The sequence below is a fragment of the Azospirillum endophyticum genome, from assembly GCF_016595245.1.
In the GTDB taxonomy this organism is placed as follows: domain Bacteria; phylum Pseudomonadota; class Alphaproteobacteria; order Azospirillales; family Azospirillaceae; genus Azospirillum; species Azospirillum endophyticum.
This window is the reverse complement of sequence record NZ_JAENHM010000073.1, coordinates 656,601-681,055: the sequence shown is the minus strand read 5'-3', so window position 1 is coordinate 681,055 and position 24,455 is coordinate 656,601. Positions and strand designations below refer to the sequence as shown.

Sequence of the window (24,455 nt, the reverse complement as noted above, 5' to 3'; positions counted from 1 at the left end):
AGGATCTCAGCGAGATTGCATTGGCTCGGTTAGTCGGTCATTCCTGCAAGGCGCCGCAGAAGCGCCATTTCGGCAGGCTTCACCAGCGCTTGGCGGGTTGTCTTGTGCCGGACGCGGTTGTTCTCGAACTCCATGCCGACGCGGCTGAGTTCATCTGGGTTGTTAAGACGGTCGATCAGCATCTTGAGAATGCCACGATCCTCGTCCGACATGGCCGGGATAGCGTTGCCTGCTTGACCGTTGGCCAGGGTCGATTTGGCCTCAATCTGCGGTGCGCCGGCGCCATGCAGAAGGGCATTTATGTCGACCCCAGGGATCTTGCGAAGGCCTGCCCGCAGGATATCCAAGTGCCGTTGTGCGGCGCGCCCGGCATCAAGTTCATGACGTAGTTCCATCCGAACTTCGACAGAGGGCAGCAACGAGATCGCGTCCTCGATTTGCCTGCGTTTCGGGGTCGGGCGCTTCGGCAAATCTGGCTTGACCCGCTCGTCGTCGCGCGCCTCCACATACGCGAGCAGATCAGGATCCTTCTGAATCGTGACCCTCGTCGGCCCAGTCCAGGCTTTGTCTGTCTTCCCACGCGCTTTGACATATTTTTCGACCGTCGACGGGTTGATCTTTGGATTCAGGCGTAGGCCGTGGTCTTTGCCAGTAACAGCCTTGACTAAGTTAGCTGCGGCGCCGGACTCGATGGCGTTGCACGCTTCCACCAGCCGGTCGATGGTGGCGTCTCGGACTTCGGACCTACCCATCCGCTTGGCGCCCTCACGCAGGCGTCTCAAGACCATTTCCGAAGCTCTTTCGGCCATGATCAAGCCTCCTCCAGTGCATCAATAGGCGCCGCCTGATCAGAAGCGAGCATGCAGATCCTCTCTGCCGTGTGGCCCAGTTGAGGCATCGTTTCTAAACCCTGGATGAGGGCCTCAAGATGGTCAGCCGCCAGTTCGTCACAGCCCTTCAATTTGGAGTGATGGGTGAGCAGGTCGCCAAATGCGTCGAGCGCTCGCTTTCTGGCATGAGGGGCTAGATTATAGAAGAACGAACTCGCGTTGTTTTGCCGGGCGATCTCCAGGAGCATTTCGTCGCGCTTCGCCCTCGCACCCGGAGGAACCTCAAGAGAGGCGCCCGTTATTACATCAGCCTCCGTAACAACTTGGTGCAGCAGTACCATCTGGTGTACCGATTTGAACTTTGACTGAAGCTCAGTAACGTCCATGCCGGTCACCATCGGCAGGTTCGAGGCGTTTCCCTCCTGTTCGAGCATGCTCTCGGCCTGCCGTACGGTCTTGAGTTCGGCAGCCCACTCGGCCCAGATGTGATCGCGCGCCTCGCGCTCGCAGTTGATAAGACCCTCCAGGATTTTGGCGTTACCGCCTTCATCTTCAACGACCTCAATCCGCGCGTGCAGATCCCGTTCCTGCTCGTAAGAGTGGTTCAATTCAATCATCAAGGCGTTAAGGCGGTGGACTAACCCATTCAAAAACACAGGGCCTGTGACACGGTACCGACAACGGGAACACGCACGAGGGCGGAACACGGGGTGATAGGTGCCCTTGAAACGCTCCCCACCGGTATTGCAGTCCCCACCGGGACAGATCCCATGAGCGAACACCTCATAGGCCCCTGGCTCCTTTGAGATGAGGTGCTCCTTCAGCAATTCGGCGCCCTGGGCCTGATCGCCCCTCAGATTGACGATCCCTCCCAGGACTCGAACCAGAGCATTCTCTATGTCATCCTCGGTCTTGAGAGCATCCAAATCTGCAATAGCCCGCTTACGCCTCTCCTCCATCCCCTTCTGGATCGCTTTGTGCGTTTTTCGGTTGTTGACCTCCACGTAGTGCCAAGTCATCGCTACCGATTTGTGGCCAACAAGAAGCGCTACAATCTCTGGGGAGACCCCGGACTCGATGAGAGTCGTTACGGTCGTCACGCGGAGAGAGTGGATGTCCCAACGGGGTTTACCGTCAATCAGCAGCGGTTCCCATACGAAGGACTTTCCGGTGGCTTCGGCGGCTAATCTACGTTTCTCGTTTATGATGGGCTCGCAGTGCGCAAGCAACTCCCTCCAGTATCGGTAAATCGACCCATCAGTTGGCGGATAAGCTTGGCCTTTTGACTGCGGATCACGGAACAGCGGGTAGACCTCAGGGATGCTGTCTTCTGCTGCGTACTGTCTCGTCAAGGCGGCGCGTTCGGCAAGGACCACGCTCTTACGCGGATAGTACCGGATTTGCCAGTCGCGCATCATAGTGAAGAAACGCGCCGTCTGTGCCTCCACCCAAGGGGCCTCGTACGGGCCCGACTTATTGATGGGAAAATAGGATCCGAGCACACACTCTTTATTGCTGATCTGGACGAGGCGCAGGAACGCCATCCTTCGACCTGCCGTCGCCGTCGAGAGCGGGTTCGCATACTCGACCTTGGTTTCCGGATCCACCCAGATCTCATCTCCCTCACCGGAGTCCATCCACTGGGCCATGATCTTGCGCATGCCCATGTTGAGGATCGCGTCGAGGATGATCGGCATTGCGGGCCAGAAGACGGTCTTCTTCTGCCTATCCTGGTGGTCAACGACATGCCGATCAAAGCGCCCCAAGCTCCGAGCAAAGGCAAAGGGATTGCCTACCGCGTCGGGGCGCCGGTTCTCATCAATTAGTGTTTCGAGAATAAACTCATCGAGAGCCTTTCGTCTCGTCCGGCCCATCCTGTTTTGATTGGCGTCGCTGAGTTCTACGATGTCGATCTCGGGGTCAATGGGGCACGGTGTCTTACCAGCGAAGCCGTCCCGTGTGGCCGCGAGGGTCCAAGCCTGTCTCAAACTTGAAATGCACTGGTCAACCCGGGCGCCGCCGATCTTCGACTTGAGAAAGTCCAAGTACGGTGTGTAGGCCGCATTGCCCATCGAGTTGATATGCTTTTCGCGATTGATCTCCTGCCATGTCTTGGGAGCGTATTCCTCCCCAACGGCGATCAGCCAGTAGAGCCACGGGGTCAACTCTACAAGCTTGCGATCAATAGTCCTGACGTTGAAACCGGGCAGCAGTGATCGCAGATCGGCGGCCCATTGAACCACGTAGTCCGGGAATCGCGTCGGTGGTTCCGCGCCAAAGACCTCTTTATATTTCCTGAGCCGATGCTGCCGGGGTCGGTCCACCCAGCTGAACGCATCACGCCCGTGCTCCGCCGTAAGACGCCGCCTGCCGCCGAAATAATCGGCCACAGCACCTATGTCCTCGTGCGTAAGGCCATAATACGACAGCGCGGCGGCGAACAGGAGGTTGGATCCGTGCCCCTTTTGAGCGTTGTCGTATTCCGGTGAGTGATACCGTTCCTTGAGGTGCAGCAGGTGATCGGGACAGAAGGACGAAATCTCTTCGAAAAAGTTGGTCGTCAACAGCAGTTCTCTGTAGACGTTCCAGCAATAACTTGCTTCCTGCGTCCTGACTTCCGGTCCTATGAGCGTGCAAGCCAATGCCCGTCCGTCTTCCGGCACAAAAAACGTCCGGTAAAAGGGCTTTAGCACACGAGGAAGAAGGCCCTCCAAACGCACGAAAGCCTTGAGGGGCCAGAAAACGATTCCCTCGCGGGTGAGATAGGCGAGGAACCAAGGAGCAGCGAAATGACGACCGTCGCCTTTCGCTTCTCCCCTTCTTTTGTGCGCCTTCTGCTCGGTCATGAAAGACGTGAACAACTCGGAAAGCTTGTCCCAAGCTTCCTCCGCATCGACGGCGCCTTTTAGGACCTCCTCCAACTCGGGCAGGGCGAACATGGTCGCTTGGCTGATGAATCCGCTAAAAATCTCGTCAAGGTCGAGATTGTAGTCGAAGAGCAAGCTGTGGAGCAGATGGCGTTGCTCTTCAAGCTGCAGCCCTTGGGCGAAATCTACCGCACCACCGCCACCTCGGACCATATTCTTCCGGGACCGACCATGAGGGGTGACGGCCGGAATATGGCCACGGTCGATGAACGCGGTCACGACCGGCGCCTGTTTGAGCCAATGCAGCTTATTGTCCCCGACGCTGATCCGTTTGAAGGCGACACAGGAATGTGGTGGGCATATACCCGCTTCGAAGTCATACTTGTCACCGCCATGCCAAGCGGAGAACTCGGCTGGAGTCATGGCTAAGACTTCGTAGATATTCCTATAAAGCTCCTGCCTGAAGGCAGCGAACTTGGCCCGGAGTTCAGCAAGCGTGACTTCACGCAGGACAACGATTTTATCTGGCGACTCCGAGGCTAAGGCCGTCCCCTCCTCGTTCAGGAGGCGGACATTGGCATCGTTAACGTATTCCCACGAATACATGTCGGCTTAACCTGCGGCTAGTAGTTTCCGGTGTTCGATCGCCGAACTGAGTTCTTTGTGGGCGGTCTGAGCGTTCCGCCCGTAGTCGGATTGGGATCCGATGCTGCGGTGCCCCAGCATGATCTGCAGGTGCTCCTTCGCAATCTTCAACTCCTCTTCAGCCACCCACTTGTAGTAGTGACGGAAGCCGTGGATATTTCGGCCCCATTTGTGAGGTTCCAAGCCGACACGTCGGTAGGCGTCATCGAGCGCCTTTTCAACTCGACCGATCCTCACCGGGTTGCCTCGGTGCTCGCCCGTCGGATCGGCGATGTTGACGTAGTACCAGGGGTGCCGTCTGCTCGTCTGGTGATGCCGGTGAAATTGCCTGATCTCCGCAGCGCAATCAGCGAAGAGTGAAGCGGCCCTATCATCGGTCCAGAAGACCTGATGCGTCAGGAACTCTCCCGAATAGACCGTTCCCTTCCAGCCCGCGTACATCGGATGCGATCTCGGTAACAGCTTACGAGGCTCAAAGCCGTAGCGTTCGATGAGGTACTGGCGGCGCGTCGGCCCCCTCCGGCCGGGATCGTCGATGTATCGGGATTCAACAGGGTCCGCGCGCAGGAACAGAATCGTCCCCGTCGATTCCGTGAAGTCGGCCCTGAAAAAATGTTCTCGGCTGCTACCCGGCAGAATGTCGACCTGCCACGCGTTGAGTTGCTCGCTGATTCGCAGGCCACCGAACGCGGCGGCCAGCCAGAGGCTCTTGTAGATAGGATTGCTTTCGGCCTCAATGACAGCCCAAACCTCGGCAGTTGGTGGAAACTGGCGGAGTATCCGCGGTTTCGGCGGCGCCTTGGCGATGGGCGGCATTTTGAGATCGCCGTTACAGTATTTGGCCCGCCAGTATTCGCGCGCGGCAGCGAGGTGGGCAAGGAAGTCAGACTCCTTCCGCCTCTCGTGCGCAGCCATGCGCGTGAAGGGAGGATCAGCCTCGTTGGCTCGAAAGCGCTCTGGGGTCAGGTCAACGTACCCCCAGGTCGTCGCGCAGAAACGCAGGTACCGAACGAGAGACCTGAACTCGTTTCTGAGCGCGCCATAGGCAATCGGGCGCCAATTAAGGCCCCCCAGCGAACAGCAGCCCTCCGGATCCATCGTGCCCGCGTACCGGAAAATCAAATAGGCGTAGATTAAGTAGTCGAGCTCGCCATCCTCTATTGGTCTGCCATAGCCCCAGACGCGATAGAAGTTGATGAACCTCGCGAGCACCTCAATGTTCGCCTCAATCTTGGACAGCGAAAATCCCGACAGCGACATCCGTGCCCATTCCAAAGCTTCGTAGCTCCGGACTACCTCGCCAGATGGCTCCTTAATAAACATAACAGGTAGATGCTGTTGGATGCCTTCGTTGATAACGGGGAGTACCTGAGCCATTGCATAGGGTGGGCCGGGATCAGAATCGTCGATGTTGAGTACCGAATCCAACCGCCCCTCCCGCCTTATAATACAGAATCACGATGGGGGGATTTTATCCTGCCTCTGGGACGCTCGCAACGTGTTTATGGTGTTATGATACAATTTTCGTAGGGGGGTACTGGGTTTCGACACCAAGATCATTCGGCAGATCATCCGCCTGCGGAAGATGGACAAGGCCGACCGCCAGGAGCAGGAAGCCATCCTGGAGCTCTACAAGGAAGCGCTGGGCATGGTGGAGTGACGGCTTCCACCGTCGCTCCCACCATCTGATCTGCCCAGCCGATCCGTGTCGTGGCGGCCCCTCAGGCCGCCGCTTCGCGTTCCGGCACTTCGATCGTCCGCCCCGTCATCCTCTCCATGACGTTGGCGACCAGTGCCAGCCCGTGCCCACCACCGGCGCTGCCGTCCAGCGTCAGGATCGATTCGGGATGGAACTGCACCGCGGCCAGCGGCAGCGTCCGGTGCTCGATCGCCATCACCGTTCCGTCCTCGGTCTCCGCCGTCACCCGCAGCTCCGGCGGCAGACTGTCGCGCCGCGCCACCAGCGAGTGGTAGCGGCCGGCCCGCATGCCCTGCGGCAGTCCCTCGAACATTCCGGCGCCCTGGTGCCGCAGGGCCGATGCCTTCCCATGCATCGGCTCCGGCAGGCGTTCCAGTTCCGCGCCGAAATGCTCGGCCATGCCCTGCAGGCCCAGGCAGACGCCGAACACCGGCACGCCGAGGTCCAGCGCCGCCTGCACGCTGCCGCCGACATCGAAGTCGGCGGGCCGGCCGGGCCCCGGCGACAGCACCAGCAGGTCGGGTGGTTCTCTGTGCAGGGCAGCCTGCGCATGGGTGTGGCGCAGCGTCGTGACATCGGCCCCCGTCTGACGGAAATAGTCGGCAAGCGTGTGGACGAAGCTGTCGTCATGGTCGACCAGCAGCACCCGCCTGCCCTCCCCGCTCCGGTTGACCCCGGACCGAATCACCGCCAGCCGGCGGCCGGCACCGGCACCGTCGCCGCGCACCGCATCGAGGAAGGCGGAGGCCTTCAGGCGGCATTCGGCGTCCTCCGCAGCCGGATCGCTGTCGGACAGCAGGGTGGCGCCGGCACGGACGAAAGCGACGCCATCCTTCATGCGGATGGTGCGCAGCGTCAGCCCGGTGTCCATCCCCCCGTCGAAACCGATGCGGCCGAAGGCTCCGCCGTACCAGCGGCGCGGCGACCGTTCGGTATCCTCCAGGAACTGCATGGCCCAGCGCTTCGGCGCACCGGTCACCGTCACCGCCCAGGTATGGGTAAGGAAGGCATCCAGCGCGTCGAAGCCGTCGCGCAGCCGCCCCTCCACATGATCGACGGTGTGGATCAGGCGGGAATACAGCTCGATCATCCGGCGGCCGACGACGCGGACGGAGCCCGGCTCGCACACCCGCGCCTTGTCGTTGCGGTCGACGTCGGTGCACATGGTCAGTTCCGCCGCGTCCTTGGCGGAGTTGAGCAGGGTCTGGATCTGCGCCGCATCGTGCAGCGCGTCGGCCCCGCGTGCCACGGTGCCGGAGATCGGGCAGGTCTCCACCCGTCTTCCACCGACGCGCACATACATTTCGGGACTGGCAGCGACCAGGAACTCGCCGTCGCCGAGGTTGATCAAGGCTTCATAGGGCGCCGGGTTGGCGGTGCGAAGGCGACGGAAGATGGTGGCCGGGCTGTCGGTGCAGGGCTCGGCGAAGGTCTGGCCGGGGACCACCTCGAACAGGTCGCCGCGGCGGAAGGCCTCCTTCGCCGCCCGTACCACCTGCTGGTATTCGCCCGGGGCATGATCGCACTCCGCGGCGGCATTGGTGTCGGCACGGTAGGCATGAACCCGTCCGCCGCCGACGACCCTCCCGGTCGAAACGCCATCCACCAGGAACTCGTAGGCAAAGCGGCGTGCCACTCCGGCGGCATGGTCGACCACCAGCAGCCGGTCGGGCAGATACAGCACAAGGTCGCGCTGGTCGTCCGGCCGATCCAGCCGGCGGCGGATCGCCTCGAACTGGAAGGCGAGGTCGTAACCGAAGGCGCCGTAAAGTCCGAGGAAGGGTTCGTCCGAACAGGCGAACAGCGCCATCAGCGCCCGCAGCACGCTGAAGACGGAAGGCTGGCGGCTGCGCTCCTCCTCGGCAAAGACGCCGGCAGGACGGCGCACCAGGGCGGTGACGCGGCCCGCAGTGGCTTCCAGCCCGACGAGTGCCTCATGCCCGTCCAGCGCGGCGGCCACGGCCGGCAGCAGCAGCCGGCCGCGCGGGTTCAGCGCATCGATGCGCACGGTGCGGCCGCGTGCGGTCACCGACAATGGCGGATCGACGAATCCCAGCGCCTGACGCCGGTAGCGGCCGGGCGCCTCCACGCCGCCCGACAGCAGCAGGCCCCGCCGTTCGTCCAGGGCGGCGACAAGCGCATCGAGCGAGTCGGCCGGCGCCACCGGTTCGGCGGTGCGATGAACGACCAGACCGCCACCGGTACGGACGGCCAACGGATCGAGGAAGGCGGGTTCGGCGAGGAACAGATGGGACGGGATCATTGCGCTGGTGCTCCGGGTTCGGGCGTCTTGTCGGTGACGCCGCCCGGTGCTTCCGCTTGCCTGTCCGTTCTTCCGTTGCACGACCCGCGGTCGGGTCAGGAAAAAGGCCGCTCCGGATGCACCGGGCGGCCTTTGCTTCTCAATCCACGCTCACGCGCGTCGCCAGGCCGGCCCGTTGGAGACGGGCCACCACCAATGCTGCGACAGGAGGGGCGAGGAGATGTTCATGGCTGCAACCGCAACACACGCCGACCTCGGCTGTCAAGCCTTCATTCATGTCCCTTGGGCACATCGCTCGGGCATATCTCTCAGGCACCCCGCTCGGGCGGCGGTGCGACGGCGTAGCTGCTGAGATCCTCCTTGCGGCGCTCGTCGGACGGCAAGCGGCCCTTGACCAGGAAGCTGATGTTCTCCGCCACGTTGGTGACATGATCGCCGATGCGCTCGATCGACTTGGCCGCGAACAGCAGATGGGTGCCACCGCTGATCTGCGCCGGCGTTTCCATCATGTAGGTCAGGAATTCACGGAACAGAGCGGTATAGGCCGCGTCGACCTCGCCGTCGCAATCGCGGACGGAGGCTGCGAGGTCGGCGTCCTGCTGCGTATAGGCACGGCGCATCTCGCCGATCATCGCCTGCACCATCCGGCCCATGCGGACCAGGGAAGCGACCGGCGGGGCCACCGGCAGGGTTGCCAGCGTGACCGCCCGCTTGGCCACCGACCCGGCGAAATCCCCCATCCGCTCCAGGTTTGACGCGATCTTCAGCGCCGCGACGACCTCGCGCAGATCCTTCGCCATCGGTTGGCGCAGGGCCAGCAGGCGGACGGTCATCGCCTCCACCTCCATCTCCAGACGGTCGATCTCGGCATCGCCCTTCAGCACTTCGGCCGCGATTTCGGCATCGGGACCGGCCAGCGAATCGAGCGCCAACCCGACCTGGCGTTCGACCAGCTCGCCCATGCGGTCGATGGCGGCGCGCAGGGCCGCCAGTTCGGCGTCGAAAGCCGCAAGCGTGTGTCCACCCGACATGATCCCCAGCTCCTTGCTGTTACAGGCAGTACGATGCCGGACGCCCCGCAGATGGTGCCTGATGCCGCCTGCGCCAAGCCGGACCGGCACTGAAGCGGCTTTAACCTTTGACATAGATTATTCCGAGACACTGGTCTATCGATGGACCACGCAACCATGCAGACCGGACAGGATCGATGACACCGCACGAGGTGGTTGCCGTGCTGGAAAAGCACGAGCGCTGGCTGAAGAGCAAGTCGGGCGGTTCGCGCGCCAACCTGACCATGGCGAACATGGAAGGCTCGAACCTATCCGGGGTCAATCTGGCGCAAGGCAAGCTGTCCGGCGCCAACCTGTCCCATTGCGACCTGTCCAACGCCAATCTCAGCACCGCCGACCTGTTCGCCGCCCACCTGACGAAAGCGGATTTGTCCGGCTGCAACCTGTACCGCGCCGACCTCCGCGGTGCCCACATGCGTGGCGCCAAGATGAAGCGCGCCATCCTGAAGGAGGCCGATCTGCGCGGCGGCGCCCTGCTGTATGGCGGGCCGGGCAACGGCAAGGGACTGGATTTCGTCAGGTCGGACCTGTCGGGGACGGATTTCGACGACGCGTCGCTGACCAACGCCAACCTGTCGGGCGCCGACCTGACCGATGTGTCGATGAACGGCGCCGACTGCGAGGGTGCACTGCTGACCGGCGCCACGCTGATGCGCGCCAGCATGAAAAGCTGCAACCTCGCCCGCGCCGACCTGCGCGGCAGCAACCTCTCCGGCGTGAACCTGCAGGGGGCGGTGCTGCGCGACGCCAACCTGACCGGCGCGATGCTGGCCGGCGCCAATCTGCGCAACGCCGACCTGCAGGGCGCGAAGCTGGAAGGGGCCGATCTGGCCGGGGCCGACACCACCGGCGCCAATCTGGCGCGGTCGGCCGACAATTTCTCTGTCCAGATCCAGCAGGCGCTGCACAGCCATTATACCTGGATCAACACCAACGGGACGATGGGCGCGCGAGCCGACCTGACCGGCGCCGATCTCAGCCACATCGACCTGTCGGGCGTGAACCTGTCGGGCGCCAACCTCAAGCGGGCCAACCTCGGCGGCGCCAAGATGCGCGAGGCGCTGCTCATCATGTGCGACATCTCCGAAGCAGTGCTGGCTGGTGCCGATTTCACCGGAGCGATCCTGGACGGCGCCAATCTGCGTGGCGCCAACATGGACGAGGTGCGGCTGGACGGGGCCGGGGTCGGCTGGGTCGACATCAAGGGACCCAGCGGCCAGCCGACGGGACGGCTGTGGGCGGCGAACCTGACCGGCGCCCGGCTGACCGGCAGTTCCTGCGTCCGCACGAACCTGCGCGGCGCCAACCTGTCCGACTGCGATTTCAGCAACGCCAACCTGACCGGCGCGATCCTGAGCGACGCCAATATCCGCGACGCGAAGTTCACCGGCGCCAACCTGACCGGCGCCAGCCTGCCCCCGCCGCCCGACCCGGATGACGACTGATACGCGGTCAGAAAAATTCTGACCGCTGCGTTCATACGCCACGCAGGCTTCGCGCCTAGCGGCGCGCGCCCGCAGTCGCGGGCGATACCAGGTTCGAAAAGTCAGAACTTTCCGAATCCGGTATGACACCGGGTGGAGCCCGACAGGCAATGCCGCAAAACAGGATGGCGCCGGCAGCAGGCCCCGCCCGTCCTACTCCTCTTCACCGTCGCGGGCGGCGGCTGAAACGGCATTGAGGTTGGCGCCGACACGGCGCAGAACATCAAGCGTCAAATCCAGATCTTCCGGCGCGATGCCTTGGATGGCGATCCGGGCGATTTCGGACGCGCTGGGCATCATCGTATCGCGCAACGCCCGTCCCTTGTCGGTCAGGAAGATGTTCATCTTGCGGCGGTCGTGGCTGTTGCGTACGCGCTGAACCAGCCCCAGGCCCTCCATCACATTGACCGCGGTAACGGTGGTGGGTTCCATCATGCCGACCCGGTGGCTCAACTCCCGCTGGGTCAATCCGTCCTCCTCCCACAGGGCACGCAGGAAGAACCATTGCCCCATGCTGACACCGGATCGCGCGATGCGCGTCTGCAGTGCACGGGCAAAGGCACGATTCACTTCGCGGACGACGAACGATAAAGCACCGTCGGCCGACCCGGCCGCGGCCTCCGATTCAGCGGGGCGTTCCGGCTCCCACCCCTTGACAGACGCCTCCATACCGACAATCTCTCTGCCGTCATTCACACGCCCACAACCATTCCCGCGAACCGGTCGAAAATGCCGGGCAGCCGCCTGTCAAGGCGCGGCCGCGGCATCGCCACCGTCGGTTCCATCTCTGTCCGGCCTTGTCTGACAACACCACCTTGACACGAATGGGCATGGCTGCGTCATCCAATCATAACGTGTTGTGTGCAAAGCGCAAATCAATTGCGTGGCCGCCGGCCACCGACATGCAATGATATGTCGCTCCGCAGCCGCGAAATCACCGTCGGCGCAAACAGAACGCCCATACCGACTCTTCGCATGGCCGCCCTGTGTCACGCCCATCTTTTTCGCGCGACCGAAAGATACCATATCCGCATATGATGCCCGATATGATCATTACCGACTATGTCGGTTTCATTTGTCGGTTCGTACTGAACAGACCCTGTAAAGTGATTGTTTCGCGAAATTATTGACAAACAGCCTCTGGCCGCTTGTATCCGCTGCGACCTTTTGTCACACAAGCCTCGAACCGCCGCCCACCGATCGCCGTTCCATAGGGAGCTCCGAGACCGCAATGACCGCTTCGCCGTCCGCCCCTTCGTCCCGTGCCGTCACCGTCGCCGCCACCCAGATGGCCTGCAGCTGGAACCGTGCCGCCAACGTCGACGGCGTGGAATCGCTGATCCGCGAAGCGGCCGCCATGGGCGCGCAGATCATCCTGCCGCAGGAATTGTTCGAGACGCCCTATTTCTGCAAGGATCAGAAGCAGTCCCTGTTCGAATTGGCCGCTCCCGCCGAGGGCCATCCCGTGATCGAGCGGATGCAGGTCCTGGCACGCGAGCTGTCGGTGGTGATTCCCGTCAGCTTCTTCGAGAAGGCGCGCAACGCCTATTACAATTCCATGGCCATGGTGGATGCGGACGGCAGCCTGCTCGGCATCTACCGCAAATCCCACATTCCGGATGGCCCCGGTTATCAGGAGAAGTTTTATTTCAGTCCTGGCGACACCGGCATCCCGGTGTTCAAGACCCGCTACGCCACCATCGGCTGCGCCATCTGCTGGGACCAGTGGTTTCCGGAGACCGCCCGTGTCATGGCGCTGAAGGGGGCGGAAATCCTGCTGTATCCCACCGCCATCGGGTCGGAGCCCCAGGATTCCTCGATCGACAGCCAGGGCCATTGGACGCGGGTGATGCAGGGCCATGCCGGCGCCAACCTGATGCCGCTGGTCGCCTCCAACCGCGTCGGGATGGAACAGGGGGACAGCTGCGCGTTGACCTTCTACGGCTCGTCCTTCATCGCCGGGCCGCAGGGGGAAATCGTCGCACAGGCCGACCGCGAAAGCCGTATGGTCCTGACCGCCACCTTCGACCTCGACCGCATCGCCGCCCAGCGCGCCTCCTGGGGGCTGTTCCGGGACCGCCGCCCGGAGTTGTATGGTGCGCTGCTGACGCTGGACGGCGAAACGACTCCGCGCCGTTGATCGGACCGGGGGAAGAGCCGACGCAATCCGTACCGGCGCTACGGCCTCAGACCGTCAGGCCTCGCGCCGGGTCGGCCTTGCCCAGTGCTTGCGCTGCGCCGTAGGCCGCAGCCGCGCGTCCGGACGCCCCATCCCCCCCACCCTGCCGGCGCTGTTCCGACTGCGCCTGCAGCTTCGTCGCATCGGCCTGCGCGGCGACGCGCAGGTCCTGCGGAGACGGATCGGCCGGCGCAAGCGCTGCGGCCTTGACCTGTTCCATTTTGGCGACGGTGGCGGCCGGCTCCGCTTCGGGACTGGCGTCGACCGGAACCTCGCCGGCGGTGGCGTAGTTCTTTCCGTCCGGACCGCGGGTGAAGGTGAAGGAGGCGCCGCCGGCGTGGCTGCCGCCGGCCGCCTGATGTGCCGCCTCGTGCTGGCGGACGCTGGTGTCCGCCTGCTTGAGCTTCTGGATTTGCTGCTGGGCCGCCTCGGACAGCGCAACGATGTCGGTGGGGCCGGCGCTCCCGCTGTCCTTCGCGCCGGACGCGTGTTTGCCATCCCGCCGCGGCGGCAGGCTGCGCGGAGTGGCGTAGGCCCCGATGGACGGGCTGGTGATGGAAAGGTCGGCTGCCACCGCCCGCATCCTCGATCAGATGCCGAACCTCCCATCAATTTAGGACGATTCGACCGAACCGGCAACGGTACGGCCACTCCTCCGCTTCAGCCTTGTTCGAAGCCGGTCAGGACATTGGCGACATTCACGCCCAGGTCGTCGACGGCATAGCCGCCCTCCAGCACGAACAGCGTCGGCAGCCCGATCCCGGCGATGGCCGACCCCATGCGTAGGAAGTCCTCCGAGAGCAGGCGGAAGCGGGAAATCGGGTCGCCGCCATAGGTGTCGGCCCCCAGCGACAGCACCAGCGCGTCGGCGCCGAAATCGCGGATGCGCGCCGCCGCCGCCGCCAGCGCCTGCGCGTAGCCGCTCCAGTCGGTTCCCCAGGGCAGCGTCAGGTTCAGGTTGGCTCCATCCCCCGCACCGGCGCCGGTCTCGTCGGCATGACCGCAGAAATAGGGAAACTCGTCGGCCGGGTCGGCATGGATCGACACGAACAGCACGTCGCCACGCTCCCAGAAGATTTCCTGGGTGCCGTTGCCGTGGTGATAGTCGACGTCCAGCACCGCCACCCGCGCGGCCCCTCCGTCGCGCAGGGACTGCGCCGCGATGGCCGCGTTGTTCAGGAAGCAATATCCACCATAGAAGGCGTGCCCGGCATGGTGCCCCGGCGGACGGCACAGCGCAAAGGCGCTGCGATCACCGGCACGCAGACGATCGGCGCCGGTCAGCGCGTTGTCGGCGGCAGCGGTGGCGGCGCGCCAAGTGCCGGCGGTGATCGGCGTACCCGCGTCGAAGGAGTAGAATCCGAGCCGACCGTCGATCGACCGCGGCACCCGCCGCCGCGACATGCCCGGAGCAACCCAGTTCAGGGGGAGCGCGTCGATGTCCGCGCCATGTTCCTTCACCCACTCGTCCCAGGCCGTCCGAAGGAAATCGAGGTATCCGGCATCATGCACCCGTTCAAGAGGTGCGATGCCGTGGCGGGTGGGGTTCACGATCGGACCGATGCCTACCGCCTCGATCCGTGCCCGGACGATGTCGGCGCGCGCCGGCTTCTCGTAGCAGGGGACGAGTTGGCCGTCGTTGAGTTCCGACCGGCCGGCCTGCAGCCGGTGCTCTTCGCTGTGGATGACGATCACGCCACTTGCTTCCCTGACCGTTTTGCCGTGGCCGAGCCCGTCGGGACGGCCGATATGGGGGCCATCATAGACCCGCCCACCGGCCGACCGATGCCGCGCTTTTGCATGGCGTCCCGGATGTAAACCATTGCCTTCGGTCCCGACACGCGCGATAGTGCACTTCGATCGATATTCGCGCCATACGGGTGCTCTGGGAGGGTGGTCGACGTCGATGCTGGCTGCTGCGTGCAGGATATTCGCCCTTTTGGTGCCGGTGGTGGCATCGATTCTGTGGGCGTTCGCCGTGTTGGCAGCCGAGCCGACGCCTACGAAGTTTTCACCCGCGCAATTGCCAGCACAATCATCGCCCTCCCCCCTCCCCGTCACTCCCCTCGAAGCCGCCTATTCCGCCCGTGCCGGCGAACCCCTGCGCCAGTTCGGCTATGGGCTGTTCGCGCCCGCCGGAGACGCGACTGCGGGAATCGGGGCCGCGCCCGGCGCCATTCAGGGCAATTATGTGCTGAACACCGGCGACGCCCTGCTGGTGACCCTGCGCGGGCAGAAATCCTACAGCAAGCGCTTCACCATCGACCGCAACGGCCAGCTGGTGGTGGACGACCTGCGCCCGTTGACGGCGGCCGGCTTGACGCTCGACACCCTGCGGCAGGAACTGGCCGCCCTGGTCACCGCCACCTGGCCCGGCACCGAAGCCTTCGCATCGCTGGCGGAGGTGCGGCGGATCGGCGTGCTGGTCACCGGTGCCGTCCACCGTCCCGGCCGGCAGGAGATCAGCGCCTTCGCCACCGTGCTCGATGCGCTGTCGGCGGCCGGCGGCGTCGAGCGCAGCGGCAGCCTGCGCACCGTCCGTCTGATGCGGGCCGGCGGCAGCGTCACCGTCGACCTCTACGCCCTGCAGATCGCAGGGGCCGCCGGCAATGCGGACGTTCCGTTGCACGACGGCGATCGCCTGTTCATCCCGCCGCTGGGCGCCACGGTCGCGGTGGCCGGCCCGGTGAAGCGGCCGGGAATCTACGAACTGCTCCCGTCCGGCAACCCACTGTCTGCCATGGAGTTGCGCGATCTGGCCGGCGGGTCCCTGCGACCCGGCCGTGGCCGGTTCCTGCGATTCGGCATCGGCCCGGCGGGCGAAGAAACGGCGGAGGAGATCACGGACGCCGACGCCAGACGGTTCGGCGACGGCGACCTGCTGATGTTCGCGCCGCAGCGCGAGGATCGCCGCGGCGAGGTCCGGCTGGAAGGCCATGTCCTGCGTCCCGGTCCGCGGGCCTGGACCAAGGAGACGACCCTGGAGGGGCTGCTGTCCCGGGCCGATCTGCTCCCCGGTCCCTATCTGCCCTTCGCCGCACTGGAAAGCACCACCCCCGCGACCGCGGAGCGCAGCCTGCGGCCGGTCGATCTTTCAGCCGTTCTGAAGGGGCGCGATCGCCGCCGGCTGGCGGAGGGCGATACGCTCTTCGTGCTGGGGGCTTCCGACATCGACTTCCTGACCTCGGAGCCGGTGCTGGACCTGCTCCGCGGAGAACGCCAGCCACCGCAGGATGCCTGCCCCGGTCTGGTCGCACTGGCCCGAATCCTGGCGGCGGAACCGGACGGGCCGCTCGCCACCGGTCCGCAGGCCCGCGCCGCCGCCACCCTGACTGGCGCCCGCACTCCCTGCCCGCCGGTGTTCACGACGGTCCCCGACCTGTTGCCGCTCGCCCTCGGCCATTCGGTGCTGCGCCTGACCGGCGTGCCGCGCCCCGGCTTCTATCCCATCGCCGGCGGTCTGGAAGCCGGGACCGAAACCGCCGGCGCCCGTGAGACCATCGTCGAATCGGATGCACCCCACTATGAACTGATCGGCCATGTCCGCCGCCCCGGAACCCGCCGGTTGGTGGCCGGAACCACGCTGCGCAAGGCGCTGGCGGACGGCAAGGCGCTGAAGCGCGACGTCTATCCGCTGCTGGGTATCGTCGAACGTTATGATCGGCGGACCCTGATCCGCGCCTATCTGCCCTTCTCTCCGCAGGAGGTCGCCGCCGGCCGTGCGGACCGTGGACTGGCCGACGGCGACCGCATCCACCTGTTCGCGGCCGACGACATCCGCAGCCTTGTGAAGTCCGGCCCCCCGGGGACGGAAGCCGCGGCGGATTCCGAGAGCGAACCGCCGATGCTGGCAGCGCTGCTCGACCCCGCCATCGTCGCCGTGGTCGGCGAGCGGACGGTCCAGGTGCGCGGCGCCGTGCGCGACCCCGGCGGCTATCCGCTCGCCGACCGCACACCATTGGCGTCCCTGGTCGCGGCGGCGGGCGGTCTGTCCGCCGATGCCGACCCGGCGGCGGCGGAGCTGACCGAGGCGAACGGCATGCGCAGCGGCGTCGATCTCGCCCGGGACGCTACCCGCCCGATCGCTCCCGGCGACGCCTTGCGGATCAATCCCCGCCCGCAGGCGCTGGAGGCGCGCGCCGTCTCCATCGAAGGGGCGGTACGCCGTCCCGGCCGCTATGACATCGGCAGGGGCGAGACGCTGTCGTCCCTGATCGCGCGGGCCGGCGGGCTGATGGACGATGCCTATCCCGCCGGGGCCATCGTGACCCGCGAGAGCGAGCGCCGCCGCGAAAAGGAACAGTTCCAGCGCCAAGCGCGCGAGCTGGAGCGCTCGCTGGCGCTGGAGGTGGAAAAGGGAGAGCCGGTAAAGGCGGAGAATGTCGCGCTGGCCCGCCAGCTCGCCGCCCAGCTTCGCGGTGCCGAGCCTCTCGGCCGCGTGGTGGTGGAGGCGGATCCAGCCGTCCTGCGAACCCGCCGGGACCTCGACCCGTTGCTGGAACCCGACGACCGCATCCTGATCCCGAAACGGCCGCTGACCGTGGCGGTGTCGGGCGAGGTCCTCCACCCCACCGCGGCGCAATTCGTCAGCGGCAAGACCGCCGAGGATTACCTGGACGAGGCGGGCGGAACCACACGCGACGCCGACACCGGCCGCAGTTTTCTGATCCTGCCCGACGGCCGGGCACGGCCGCTGGCCCTGTCTTCCTGGAACCATCGTGTGGACGTCATCCCACCGGGATCCATCCTGGTGGTGCCGCGCGATCCACACCCCTTCGACGGGCTGGACGCCACCAAGGCGATCGGAAACATTCTGAGCCAGTTGGCGATCACGGCAGCGTCCGTTTCGGTGATCACGCGATGACGGCGCCCCCGCCGTTCCGCCTGGGCATCCTGACCGTGGTCCGCAACGATCGTGCCGGTCTGGCCGACACCTATCAAAGCCTTTGCGGGCAATTGGGTCCGGATGTCATCTGGATGGTCGCCGACGGCGCTTCGACCGATGGTACGGCCGAGTGGCTGGCCGCCCATGCGCATGTCACCGTCTGGTGGCGTTCGTCTCCCGACTCGGGGCCTTACGACGCGATGAACGACGCGCTCGACGCGGCGCGGCGGCTCGCCTGCAGCCATGTCCTGTTTCTGAACGCCGGGGACCGGCTGGCGGCGGATGACGGCGCGGCGCGGCTGACGCAGGCGATTGCCCGGAATCTGGACTGCGCTCTTCTCTACGGCGATGCGCTGGAACGTCAGGGCGACGGACGTATCCTTCTGAAGCGCGCCCGGTCCCACCGCTGGGCGTTTCTCGGCATGTTCACCCACCATCAGGCCATGACCTACCGCATCGGTGCCTTGACGGGGCTTCGCTTCGACTCGGCCTATCGGATCGCCGCCGATTACGCCTTCACGCTCGCTGTTCTGGACCGCGGGCGGGCGGTGCGGCTGGGCTGGCCCGTCTGCGTGTTCGCACCCGGCGGCTTATCGCAACGCAACGCCGATGCAGGACGAGACGAACAGGCTGCGATCAGACAACGCCATTTCGGCCACGGGATGGCTCGCACGGCTGCGATTGCCGCACTGCAGCGAGTCGCGCTGGCAGTACGCCATCATTTCCCCGCACTATACGCGAAATTACGTTTCCGGCGCCCGGAAACTTAATGGCTTTCGCAACGGACCTCCCACTTTCACCCAAACGGGCCATTGATACGCACAAATGGTTGCATAGAATTTACTTCCTGAACTAAGTATTTTCGCGGCGCCCGCCCCATGGCTTTCCCTTCGAGGTACGACCTTATGAGCGCGACCAAGACCAAACTCGCCTCCGCCCACACCCTGTCGCGCCGTGGCGAAGGTCCCAACCCCATCGACATCCATGTCGGAGCCCGCCTGCGGCTTCGCCGCACCCTGCTCGGCCTCAGTCAGGAAAAGCTCGGGGAAGCGGTCGGGATCACCTTCCAGCAGCTTCAGAAGTACGAACGGGGCTCGAACCGCATCAGCGCCAGCCGCCTCTACAACCTTTCGCAGGTTCTCGGCGTGCCGGTCAGCTATTTCTTCGACGACATGCCATCGCCTGATCAGATCACGGCCGAAATGCCGGTCGAGAGCATGAGCGAGACGGACGAATTCGAATCGATGGCACGCCGGGAGACGCTGGAATTGGTTCGGGCCTATTACCGGATCGAGGATCCGGGCGTGCGCAAGCGCACCTTCGACCTGCTGAAGGCACTGGGAGGCGACCGGATCGCGCTGGTCGAGGAATAAGGATCATCCCCGGACGGGGCGGTCCGGGAATGTTCGGAGGGCTTGCGCATCGGCGGGAGGCGGGCATCGGGCGTCTCCGCCTGCCTGGCGGAGCGCAGCTTGAGCCCGACCTGCCAGTAATAGAATGCGCGCGCCAGCGCGTGGTCGAATCCTGCGGCGCCATCGAGAATGCCGAGGCGAAGCACATAGGCATGCAGGAAAGCCCAGAGCGGCCGGCCGGGCATGCGCTGAAAGAGCCGCTTCTGCACCCGCCGGCCGATGACAGGGGCAAGTCCGGGCAAAAATCCCGGAGCGCCATCCGGTTCGGCGTCGATCAGCCGCTTCATCCGGCCGTCGGCGCGCAATGCCGCCTCCCAATCCGAATAGCGGTTGTGACGGTCGAACCAAGCTGAAAGTGGCTTGGCGTCATCGTGGTCCATCGGGTGGCGCATGCGTCCGGTCGTGCCGTCCACCAGCGGCTGGTAATGCCCCTCCACCTCCCACATGGAGGCGACATCCAGGTCCTGTTGCTCCGGGAATCGCACCCGCCGGCGGTCGAGCAGGGCAAGTTTGCGATTCCAGCAGCCGAAGCGCAGCCGCCGGCCACGGACGACCGGCCGGCCGTCGATCCAGTAGGCGGCCGGGTGCAGGCCACCCGCCGGCAAAGCAGCCGGTGAATTGGCCATCAGCCGGTCGATCTCCTCCACGAGTTCCACGGTCGGCCGCTCGTCCGCATCGACGAACAGCACCCAGTCATGGGCAAAGGGCAGAGTGTCCAGGCACCATTGCTTCTTCTTGGGATAGCGGCCATCCCAGTGGAAGGGCACCAGCCGGGCGCCGTGGGAGCGGGCGATGTCCGGCGTGCCGTCGTCGCTGCCGCTGTCGACCACGAAGCGCTCGGCGAATCGGTCAAGCGCCCGCAGGCAAAGCGGCAGGTTCGCCGCCTCGTTGCGCGTCATCACCACCACGGAGACCGGAATCGCGGTCATGGCACCCTCTCCATGCCTGTCCCATGCTCCTTCAGCGCATGGCGCGCCGACAGGGCGAAACCGGCGGCCACCAGTCCGACCAGTCCGGCCAGCGGAACCACTGCAGCCGGGTTCGGCCAGTCGGGCAGCATCCCGGCCGCCGGTGGCTGGAGCATGTCGGCGGCATAGGGCAGATCAACGCCGATCATCATCGCCACCCGCTCCTGGTCCAGCAGCAGGTCGCTCAAAGCCTGGCGGTGCACCGCCACGGTCACCGCATCCAGCCGGAGCTTGATGTGGGCGATCTGGGCGGCACTGCGCCGTGCCGCTTCCGACCGGAGATGTGCGTCGGTCGCGGCAGCGATCCTTCCGAGAAGATCGACCGCCGTCGCCCGGTCGGCATGGCGGAAACTGATGCGCCGCATCGGCCCCGACCGCAGCATATCGATCAGCAACCGCTCCCGCAGGGCGCGCTCCACCCGGTCCCCGTCCGGTTCCACCCAGTCCCGGCGTCCGACCAGAGCCAGCAATGCACGCTTCGCCATCGGCAGCGGCCCCGGTGGAGGGCGCCAGCGCCCTTCTCCCGCATCCCAGCGGTCAGGGAACAGGGCGTGCAGCACATCGGGTTCCCGCGCCAACTGCTCCGCCACCGGACCGGAGCCGAACAGTTCCAGATAGCGGGCGAAGTCGGACAGCGATTCGTCCGCCGCTCCCGATTCGGCGCCGGTCGCGGAGTCGCGGCCGCTCGACACCGGGACCCGGCTTCCCGTCGCAGCGGCGCCGATCCGCGCCATCGGGCCGATGACCATTGTGGCGGTGTAGGCCGGGGTCACCAGCCACAAGGCGATGACAGCCAGCGCCAACCCAGCCGACCATCCGGCAAGCAACCAGCGCCATCCCGCCCGGAGGGAGCGGAGGATCGTACGCAGATCGCCCTCCTCGCCATGCGCTGGCGGCAGGGCAAGCGTCATCGCCTGCGGAACAGGCGGGTTGATGACACCGTCAGGCATAGGGTAGCGGCTTTCCCATCGCCGGCCGGACTGCCCGGCGGTCCGTCACGAGACGTTCGGCCAGCCCGGCGAAGGCCACCGCGGCGCGGTCGGCCGTCCAGGCGGCGGCGAGACGGGCAGCGCGCCGTCCCTCTGCCACGCAACGGTCGCGGTCGGCGGCATAGGCACGCACCGCCTCGGCAATGGCCGCGCCATCGAACGGATCGACCACCAGACCGCAGCCCCCGACCCGCGCGGCCGCTTCGCTCCCCTGCGGTCCCAGGAACAGGCAGGGACGGCCGGCGGCCTGGACCCCGGCGAGCTTGCTCGGGACCAGCATTCCTTCGGCCGCCGGATCCATCGCCACCAGATGCAGGTCGGCCGCGGACAGGCACTCGGCCAACCGGTCGCCCGGCTGCCAGGGAAGCCGACGCAGGTTGCGCAATCCCCGCTGACGCGCAGCCTCCTCAAGCGCGGCGATTCCCTTCCCCTCGCCCACCACCAGGAACAGCACGGCAGGATCGCTGTCCTGCAGCCGGGCGGCGGCGTCAAGAGCACCATCCATCGGGTGAGCCAAGCCAAGCGTTCCGGAATGGACCACCAGGAAGCGGCCATCCCCCGCCTCCAACCCCAGCGACCGGCGAAAGCCGTTGCCGTCCTGTGGAAAGGGGCGGATCGCCGGATCGGGCCAGTTCGGCAACAGCGTCACCCTGTCCTCTTCCATCCCTGCCGCGATAACGCGCTCGCGCATGCAGCGCCCGATGACGGCCACCCCGTCATGCCGCCGCAAGGCCTGCGCCATGCCATGCCCGGCGAGCCGCCGAAGCATGGCGGGCATCCGCACGCCCAGCACGGGAAGCAAGTCGGGGTAGAGGTCCTGGCACCAGTGCAGCGAAGCCGCTCCGTGGCGGGCAGCCAGGACCGGTCCTGCCAATGCCAGCAGCGGAGGATCGGTCATGGTCACGACAAGGTCGTGCCTCGGCTGGCGCAAGGCCCTGCCGGTCAGCCGACACAGCGAATCGAGATAGGCCCGGACGTCTGGCCGGTCCCCTTCCGTGACCGCGCCGCCGGTGCGGCAGAGCGTGACTCCGGGAAGGATGTCGTGCCCGTCGGACTCGCAATCGAACCGCGGCCCGTCCGAAACCACCGTAACCCGCCAGCCTGCCTTCGCGATCCTGCCGACGAGGTCCGATAGGCAGCGACCGGTTGCACCACGGTGCGGCGGAAACACTCTATTGACGAACATGACGGAGGCGTGATCGATCGGCACGGCACACCGGATCAAAAATTGCACGCATAAGTGTGCATATCTAACGCGGTTCTGACAACCCTTTCCTGCCTTCCGCAGCCAAAACCATCAATGACAGGATGATACCGGTATCGAAATACTTGAAGCTGGTATGCAGGCAGAGCGCCATCAGCAATGGCGGAACCACAGAAAATGCCAATGGCGGATCGGCGACCAAAAGCCGGAACCAGGGCCGCACCAGAGCCCCCAGATAGGCGCCCAATGCGACCGTGCCGACGAGCCCGGTCTTCAACAGGCTATAGCTTGCCAGCATGTGGGTGTAACCGACCCGCCAGCCCCCCACCGCGGGATTGGCGATCCGGGCGCCCCATCCGTCGCCGAACAACAAGGCCCAAGGCGTCTCCACCGCATTGTCGATCACCGCTGCGGCCTCCTCCCAACGGGCATTGCCCCCGGTCAGCCGAGTCTTTTCCGCCACCTGCTGCCATGCGCCGACCAGCACGTCCCCGAGAAGATAAGCCAGCAGTCCGAACCCCAGCAGCAGCGGGATGACCAGCCAAGGCCGTCTCGGCACCCACCACAAGGCGGTCAGGGCGAGTGAAAGCGCTGCCAGCGCCAGCGCCGTCCGATGGACCGCACCAGCCAGCGCACCAAGGCAAAGCGCCCCGCCCAAGGCACAAGGAAATGCCGCAAACCAGTTCCGGACCCGATTGCCGGCCCCGATCAGCGACAATGCCAGGGCCGGCAGCGCCACCGCGGCGAACAGCACCGATGGTGCATTGAGCAGATAGACGCCGCCATCGGCCATGGCCCGCCGGCCGATGGCGCCGAACCCCCACCCGGCCTGCTGCCACCAGCGCAAGGTCAACAGCAGCCCGGCCAAGGCCACCGACAGGGTCAACGCACGCACGGCCGCCCGCCCGCCGCTGCGCAACACCGGAACCAGAAGGACGGGAAGGAAGAGGAAGACCAGGGGCACGACGTCGCGCAGGATATCGGCCGCCTCCCATCCCAACGCCGCGCCGCGCAGCAGCGGCACCCACAGCAGCCACGCGAACGCGGCGACCGCCACCGGCATCCACCCCTCGTTCGGCCCCTCGTTCGGCCCCTCGTTCGGCGATGTCCGCAAAGCATGGCCAATCGCCACCGAAAGCGGCCATCTCCAGCCGATGGATGCGACAGTCAGCAGGCCGATCAGCCACTCGACGGCACGCAAGGCCGGTGGGGCGGGAACGCAGAACCCACCGTAGAGAAGCATCGCCGCCACCGTCGACAGCGCGCCGCCCCTGATAGCCACCGCCGTCATGGCGCCCCGCCTGTCCGTCGCAGCGACAGCCCGAGGCCGGGGAGAGAAACGATGCCGGTCAGGCCCAGCGCTGCTCGGCGCGGTCCAGTCGATAGAACAGCCCCTCCTGCGGGCGCAGACGCAATGTACCGGCAAGGATCAGCGGTTCCCGCGTGGCCAGCAGGGCGATCCCGCTGTGGACATGCATCATCGTCGACGGGCCGGGGCTCTCGCAGGCGGGACATCCCATCGGATTGGCGGACAGGATGAAGCGATTGTGGGCGGCGCCATTGGTCAGCGGCACCATGAAGCCACGGACGACGACCGGCTGGCCGTCCAACGCCGACACCTTCACCGGGAATTGCGGATCTCCGGCGAGGCCCCCCATCCGCACGGCCCTCAGGTCGCGCCAGATCGTCGTGGTCTCGTCCAACGGCAAATGGAAGGGGCCGGTGGGATGGCTCGGCAAATCCGACGTTCCGGTGGCCCAGACGGCCCAGCCGGCGACGGGTGCGAGCGCAAGCGGCAACAGAATCTGGCGCCGGCCGGGCATGGCCGCGCCAAGACGGGTGGCAGTGCTCATGGTCGCTTCTCCCCTGCTGCGTTGCTTCGTCACCGGGGCTGCGAAATCTTGGCGCCGTGTATCGTGGAAGTCTTTGTTCCGGTCGCCGGGGAACAGCTTTGTCCGGT

General features: G+C 65.5%; 18 protein-coding genes and 1 pseudogene. 6 read left to right on the top strand and 13 right to left on the bottom strand.

What is annotated here, in order from left to right; all coding sequences use genetic code 11:
• Window positions 1-29 precede the first annotated feature (29 nt).
• The 3 genes from JHL17_RS30075 to JHL17_RS30065 are packed head-to-tail and all read right to left on the bottom strand — an operon-like array spanning window position 30 to window position 5,770.
• Window positions 30-809, bottom strand: a complete 780-nt coding sequence (locus tag JHL17_RS30075; protein WP_200198284.1) for a hypothetical protein — start codon at window positions 807-809, stop codon at window positions 30-32.
• 2 nt (window positions 810-811) lie between these two features.
• Window positions 812-4,303: a VPA1269 family protein gene (locus JHL17_RS30070; protein ID WP_200198283.1), complete on the bottom strand. Its 3,492-nt coding sequence runs from the start codon at window positions 4,301-4,303 to the stop codon at window positions 812-814.
• A 6-nt stretch (window positions 4,304-4,309) separates the two neighbouring features.
• Complete coding sequence (locus JHL17_RS30065; RefSeq protein ID WP_200198282.1) at window positions 4,310-5,770, bottom strand: hypothetical protein; 1,461 nt, start codon at window positions 5,768-5,770, stop codon at window positions 4,310-4,312.
• A 112-nt stretch (window positions 5,771-5,882) separates the two neighbouring features.
• Between JHL17_RS30065 and JHL17_RS30060 the strand changes: the two are divergent.
• Window positions 5,883-6,002: pseudogene (locus tag JHL17_RS30060) on the top strand (DUF2312 domain-containing protein); the annotation flags it as partial.
• A 61-nt stretch (window positions 6,003-6,063) separates the two neighbouring features.
• On the opposite strand, the gene JHL17_RS30055 reads toward JHL17_RS30060, so the two are convergent.
• Both JHL17_RS30055 and phoU read right to left on the bottom strand, forming a co-directional pair.
• On the bottom strand, window positions 6,064-8,304 hold the full coding sequence (locus JHL17_RS30055) for an anthranilate synthase (protein WP_200198281.1): 2,241 nt from the start codon (window positions 8,302-8,304) through the stop codon (window positions 6,064-6,066).
• 308 nt (window positions 8,305-8,612) lie between these two features.
• Window positions 8,613-9,335: a phosphate signaling complex protein PhoU gene (gene phoU, locus JHL17_RS30050; protein WP_200198280.1), complete on the bottom strand. Its 723-nt coding sequence runs from the start codon at window positions 9,333-9,335 to the stop codon at window positions 8,613-8,615.
• A gap of 176 nt (window positions 9,336-9,511) precedes the next feature.
• On the opposite strand from phoU, the gene JHL17_RS30045 reads away from it, so the two are divergent.
• Window positions 9,512-10,819, top strand: coding sequence for a pentapeptide repeat-containing protein (locus JHL17_RS30045; protein ID WP_200198279.1), 1,308 nt, complete (start codon window positions 9,512-9,514; stop codon window positions 10,817-10,819).
• 192 nt (window positions 10,820-11,011) lie between these two features.
• On the opposite strand, the gene JHL17_RS30040 is transcribed toward JHL17_RS30045, so the two are convergent.
• A complete protein-coding gene (locus tag JHL17_RS30040; protein ID WP_345773905.1) occupies window positions 11,012-11,554 on the bottom strand; it encodes a MarR family winged helix-turn-helix transcriptional regulator in 543 nt (180 codons plus the stop codon).
• A gap of 535 nt (window positions 11,555-12,089) precedes the next feature.
• On the opposite strand from JHL17_RS30040, the gene aguB reads away from it, so the two are divergent.
• Window positions 12,090-12,998, top strand: a complete 909-nt coding sequence (gene aguB / locus JHL17_RS30035; RefSeq protein WP_200198278.1) for an N-carbamoylputrescine amidase — start codon at window positions 12,090-12,092, stop codon at window positions 12,996-12,998.
• Between the two features lie 46 nt (window positions 12,999-13,044).
• Here aguB and JHL17_RS30030 read toward each other — a convergent pair whose 3' ends face one another.
• Window positions 13,045-13,620, bottom strand: a complete 576-nt coding sequence (locus JHL17_RS30030; RefSeq protein ID WP_200198277.1) for a putative metalloprotease CJM1_0395 family protein — start codon at window positions 13,618-13,620, stop codon at window positions 13,045-13,047.
• Between the two features lie 77 nt (window positions 13,621-13,697).
• Window positions 13,698-14,732 carry an arginase family protein gene (locus JHL17_RS30025; RefSeq protein ID WP_200198276.1) on the bottom strand — a complete coding sequence of 345 codons (1,035 nt, stop codon included), beginning with the start codon at window positions 14,730-14,732 and terminating at the stop codon, window positions 13,698-13,700.
• A gap of 328 nt (window positions 14,733-15,060) precedes the next feature.
• Here JHL17_RS30025 and JHL17_RS30020 point away from each other — a divergent pair, with 328 nt between their 5' ends.
• From JHL17_RS30020 to JHL17_RS30010, 3 genes are all read left to right on the top strand, one after another.
• Complete coding sequence (locus JHL17_RS30020; protein ID WP_247893892.1) at window positions 15,061-17,901, top strand: SLBB domain-containing protein; 2,841 nt, start codon at window positions 15,061-15,063, stop codon at window positions 17,899-17,901.
• The gene (locus JHL17_RS30015; protein ID WP_200198274.1) at window positions 17,898-18,692 is read left to right on the top strand and encodes a glycosyltransferase; all 795 of its coding nucleotides are present in this window, start codon (window positions 17,898-17,900) and stop codon (window positions 18,690-18,692) included. Before JHL17_RS30020 ends, JHL17_RS30015 begins: the two co-directional genes overlap by 4 nt.
• 135 nt (window positions 18,693-18,827) lie before the next feature.
• On the top strand, window positions 18,828-19,295 hold the full coding sequence (locus JHL17_RS30010) for a helix-turn-helix domain-containing protein (RefSeq protein WP_200198273.1): 468 nt from the start codon (window positions 18,828-18,830) through the stop codon (window positions 19,293-19,295).
• Here JHL17_RS30010 and JHL17_RS30005 read toward each other — a convergent pair.
• The 5 genes from JHL17_RS30005 to JHL17_RS29985 form a co-directional block, all read right to left on the bottom strand.
• Window positions 19,205-20,263, bottom strand: coding sequence for a glycosyltransferase family 2 protein (locus JHL17_RS30005; protein ID WP_200198272.1), 1,059 nt, complete (start codon window positions 20,261-20,263; stop codon window positions 19,205-19,207). The two genes, JHL17_RS30010 and JHL17_RS30005, sit on opposite strands and share 91 nt — an antisense overlap.
• On the bottom strand, window positions 20,260-21,252 hold the full coding sequence (locus JHL17_RS30000; RefSeq protein WP_200198271.1) for a GumC domain-containing protein: 993 nt from the start codon (window positions 21,250-21,252) through the stop codon (window positions 20,260-20,262). The genes JHL17_RS30005 and JHL17_RS30000 overlap by 4 nt, the downstream gene beginning before the upstream one ends.
• A complete protein-coding gene (locus JHL17_RS29995) occupies window positions 21,245-22,477 on the bottom strand; it encodes a glycosyltransferase family 4 protein (protein ID WP_200198518.1) in 1,233 nt (410 codons plus the stop codon). Before JHL17_RS29995 ends, JHL17_RS30000 begins: the two co-directional genes overlap by 8 nt.
• Window positions 22,478-22,541: 64 nt before the next feature.
• Window positions 22,542-23,786: a hypothetical protein gene (locus JHL17_RS29990; RefSeq protein ID WP_200198270.1), complete on the bottom strand. Its 1,245-nt coding sequence runs from the start codon at window positions 23,784-23,786 to the stop codon at window positions 22,542-22,544.
• Between the two features lie 58 nt (window positions 23,787-23,844).
• Window positions 23,845-24,348 carry a hypothetical protein gene (locus tag JHL17_RS29985; RefSeq protein ID WP_200198269.1) on the bottom strand — a complete coding sequence of 168 codons (504 nt, stop codon included), beginning with the start codon at window positions 24,346-24,348 and terminating at the stop codon, window positions 23,845-23,847.
• Window positions 24,349-24,455: the final 107 nt, after the last annotated feature.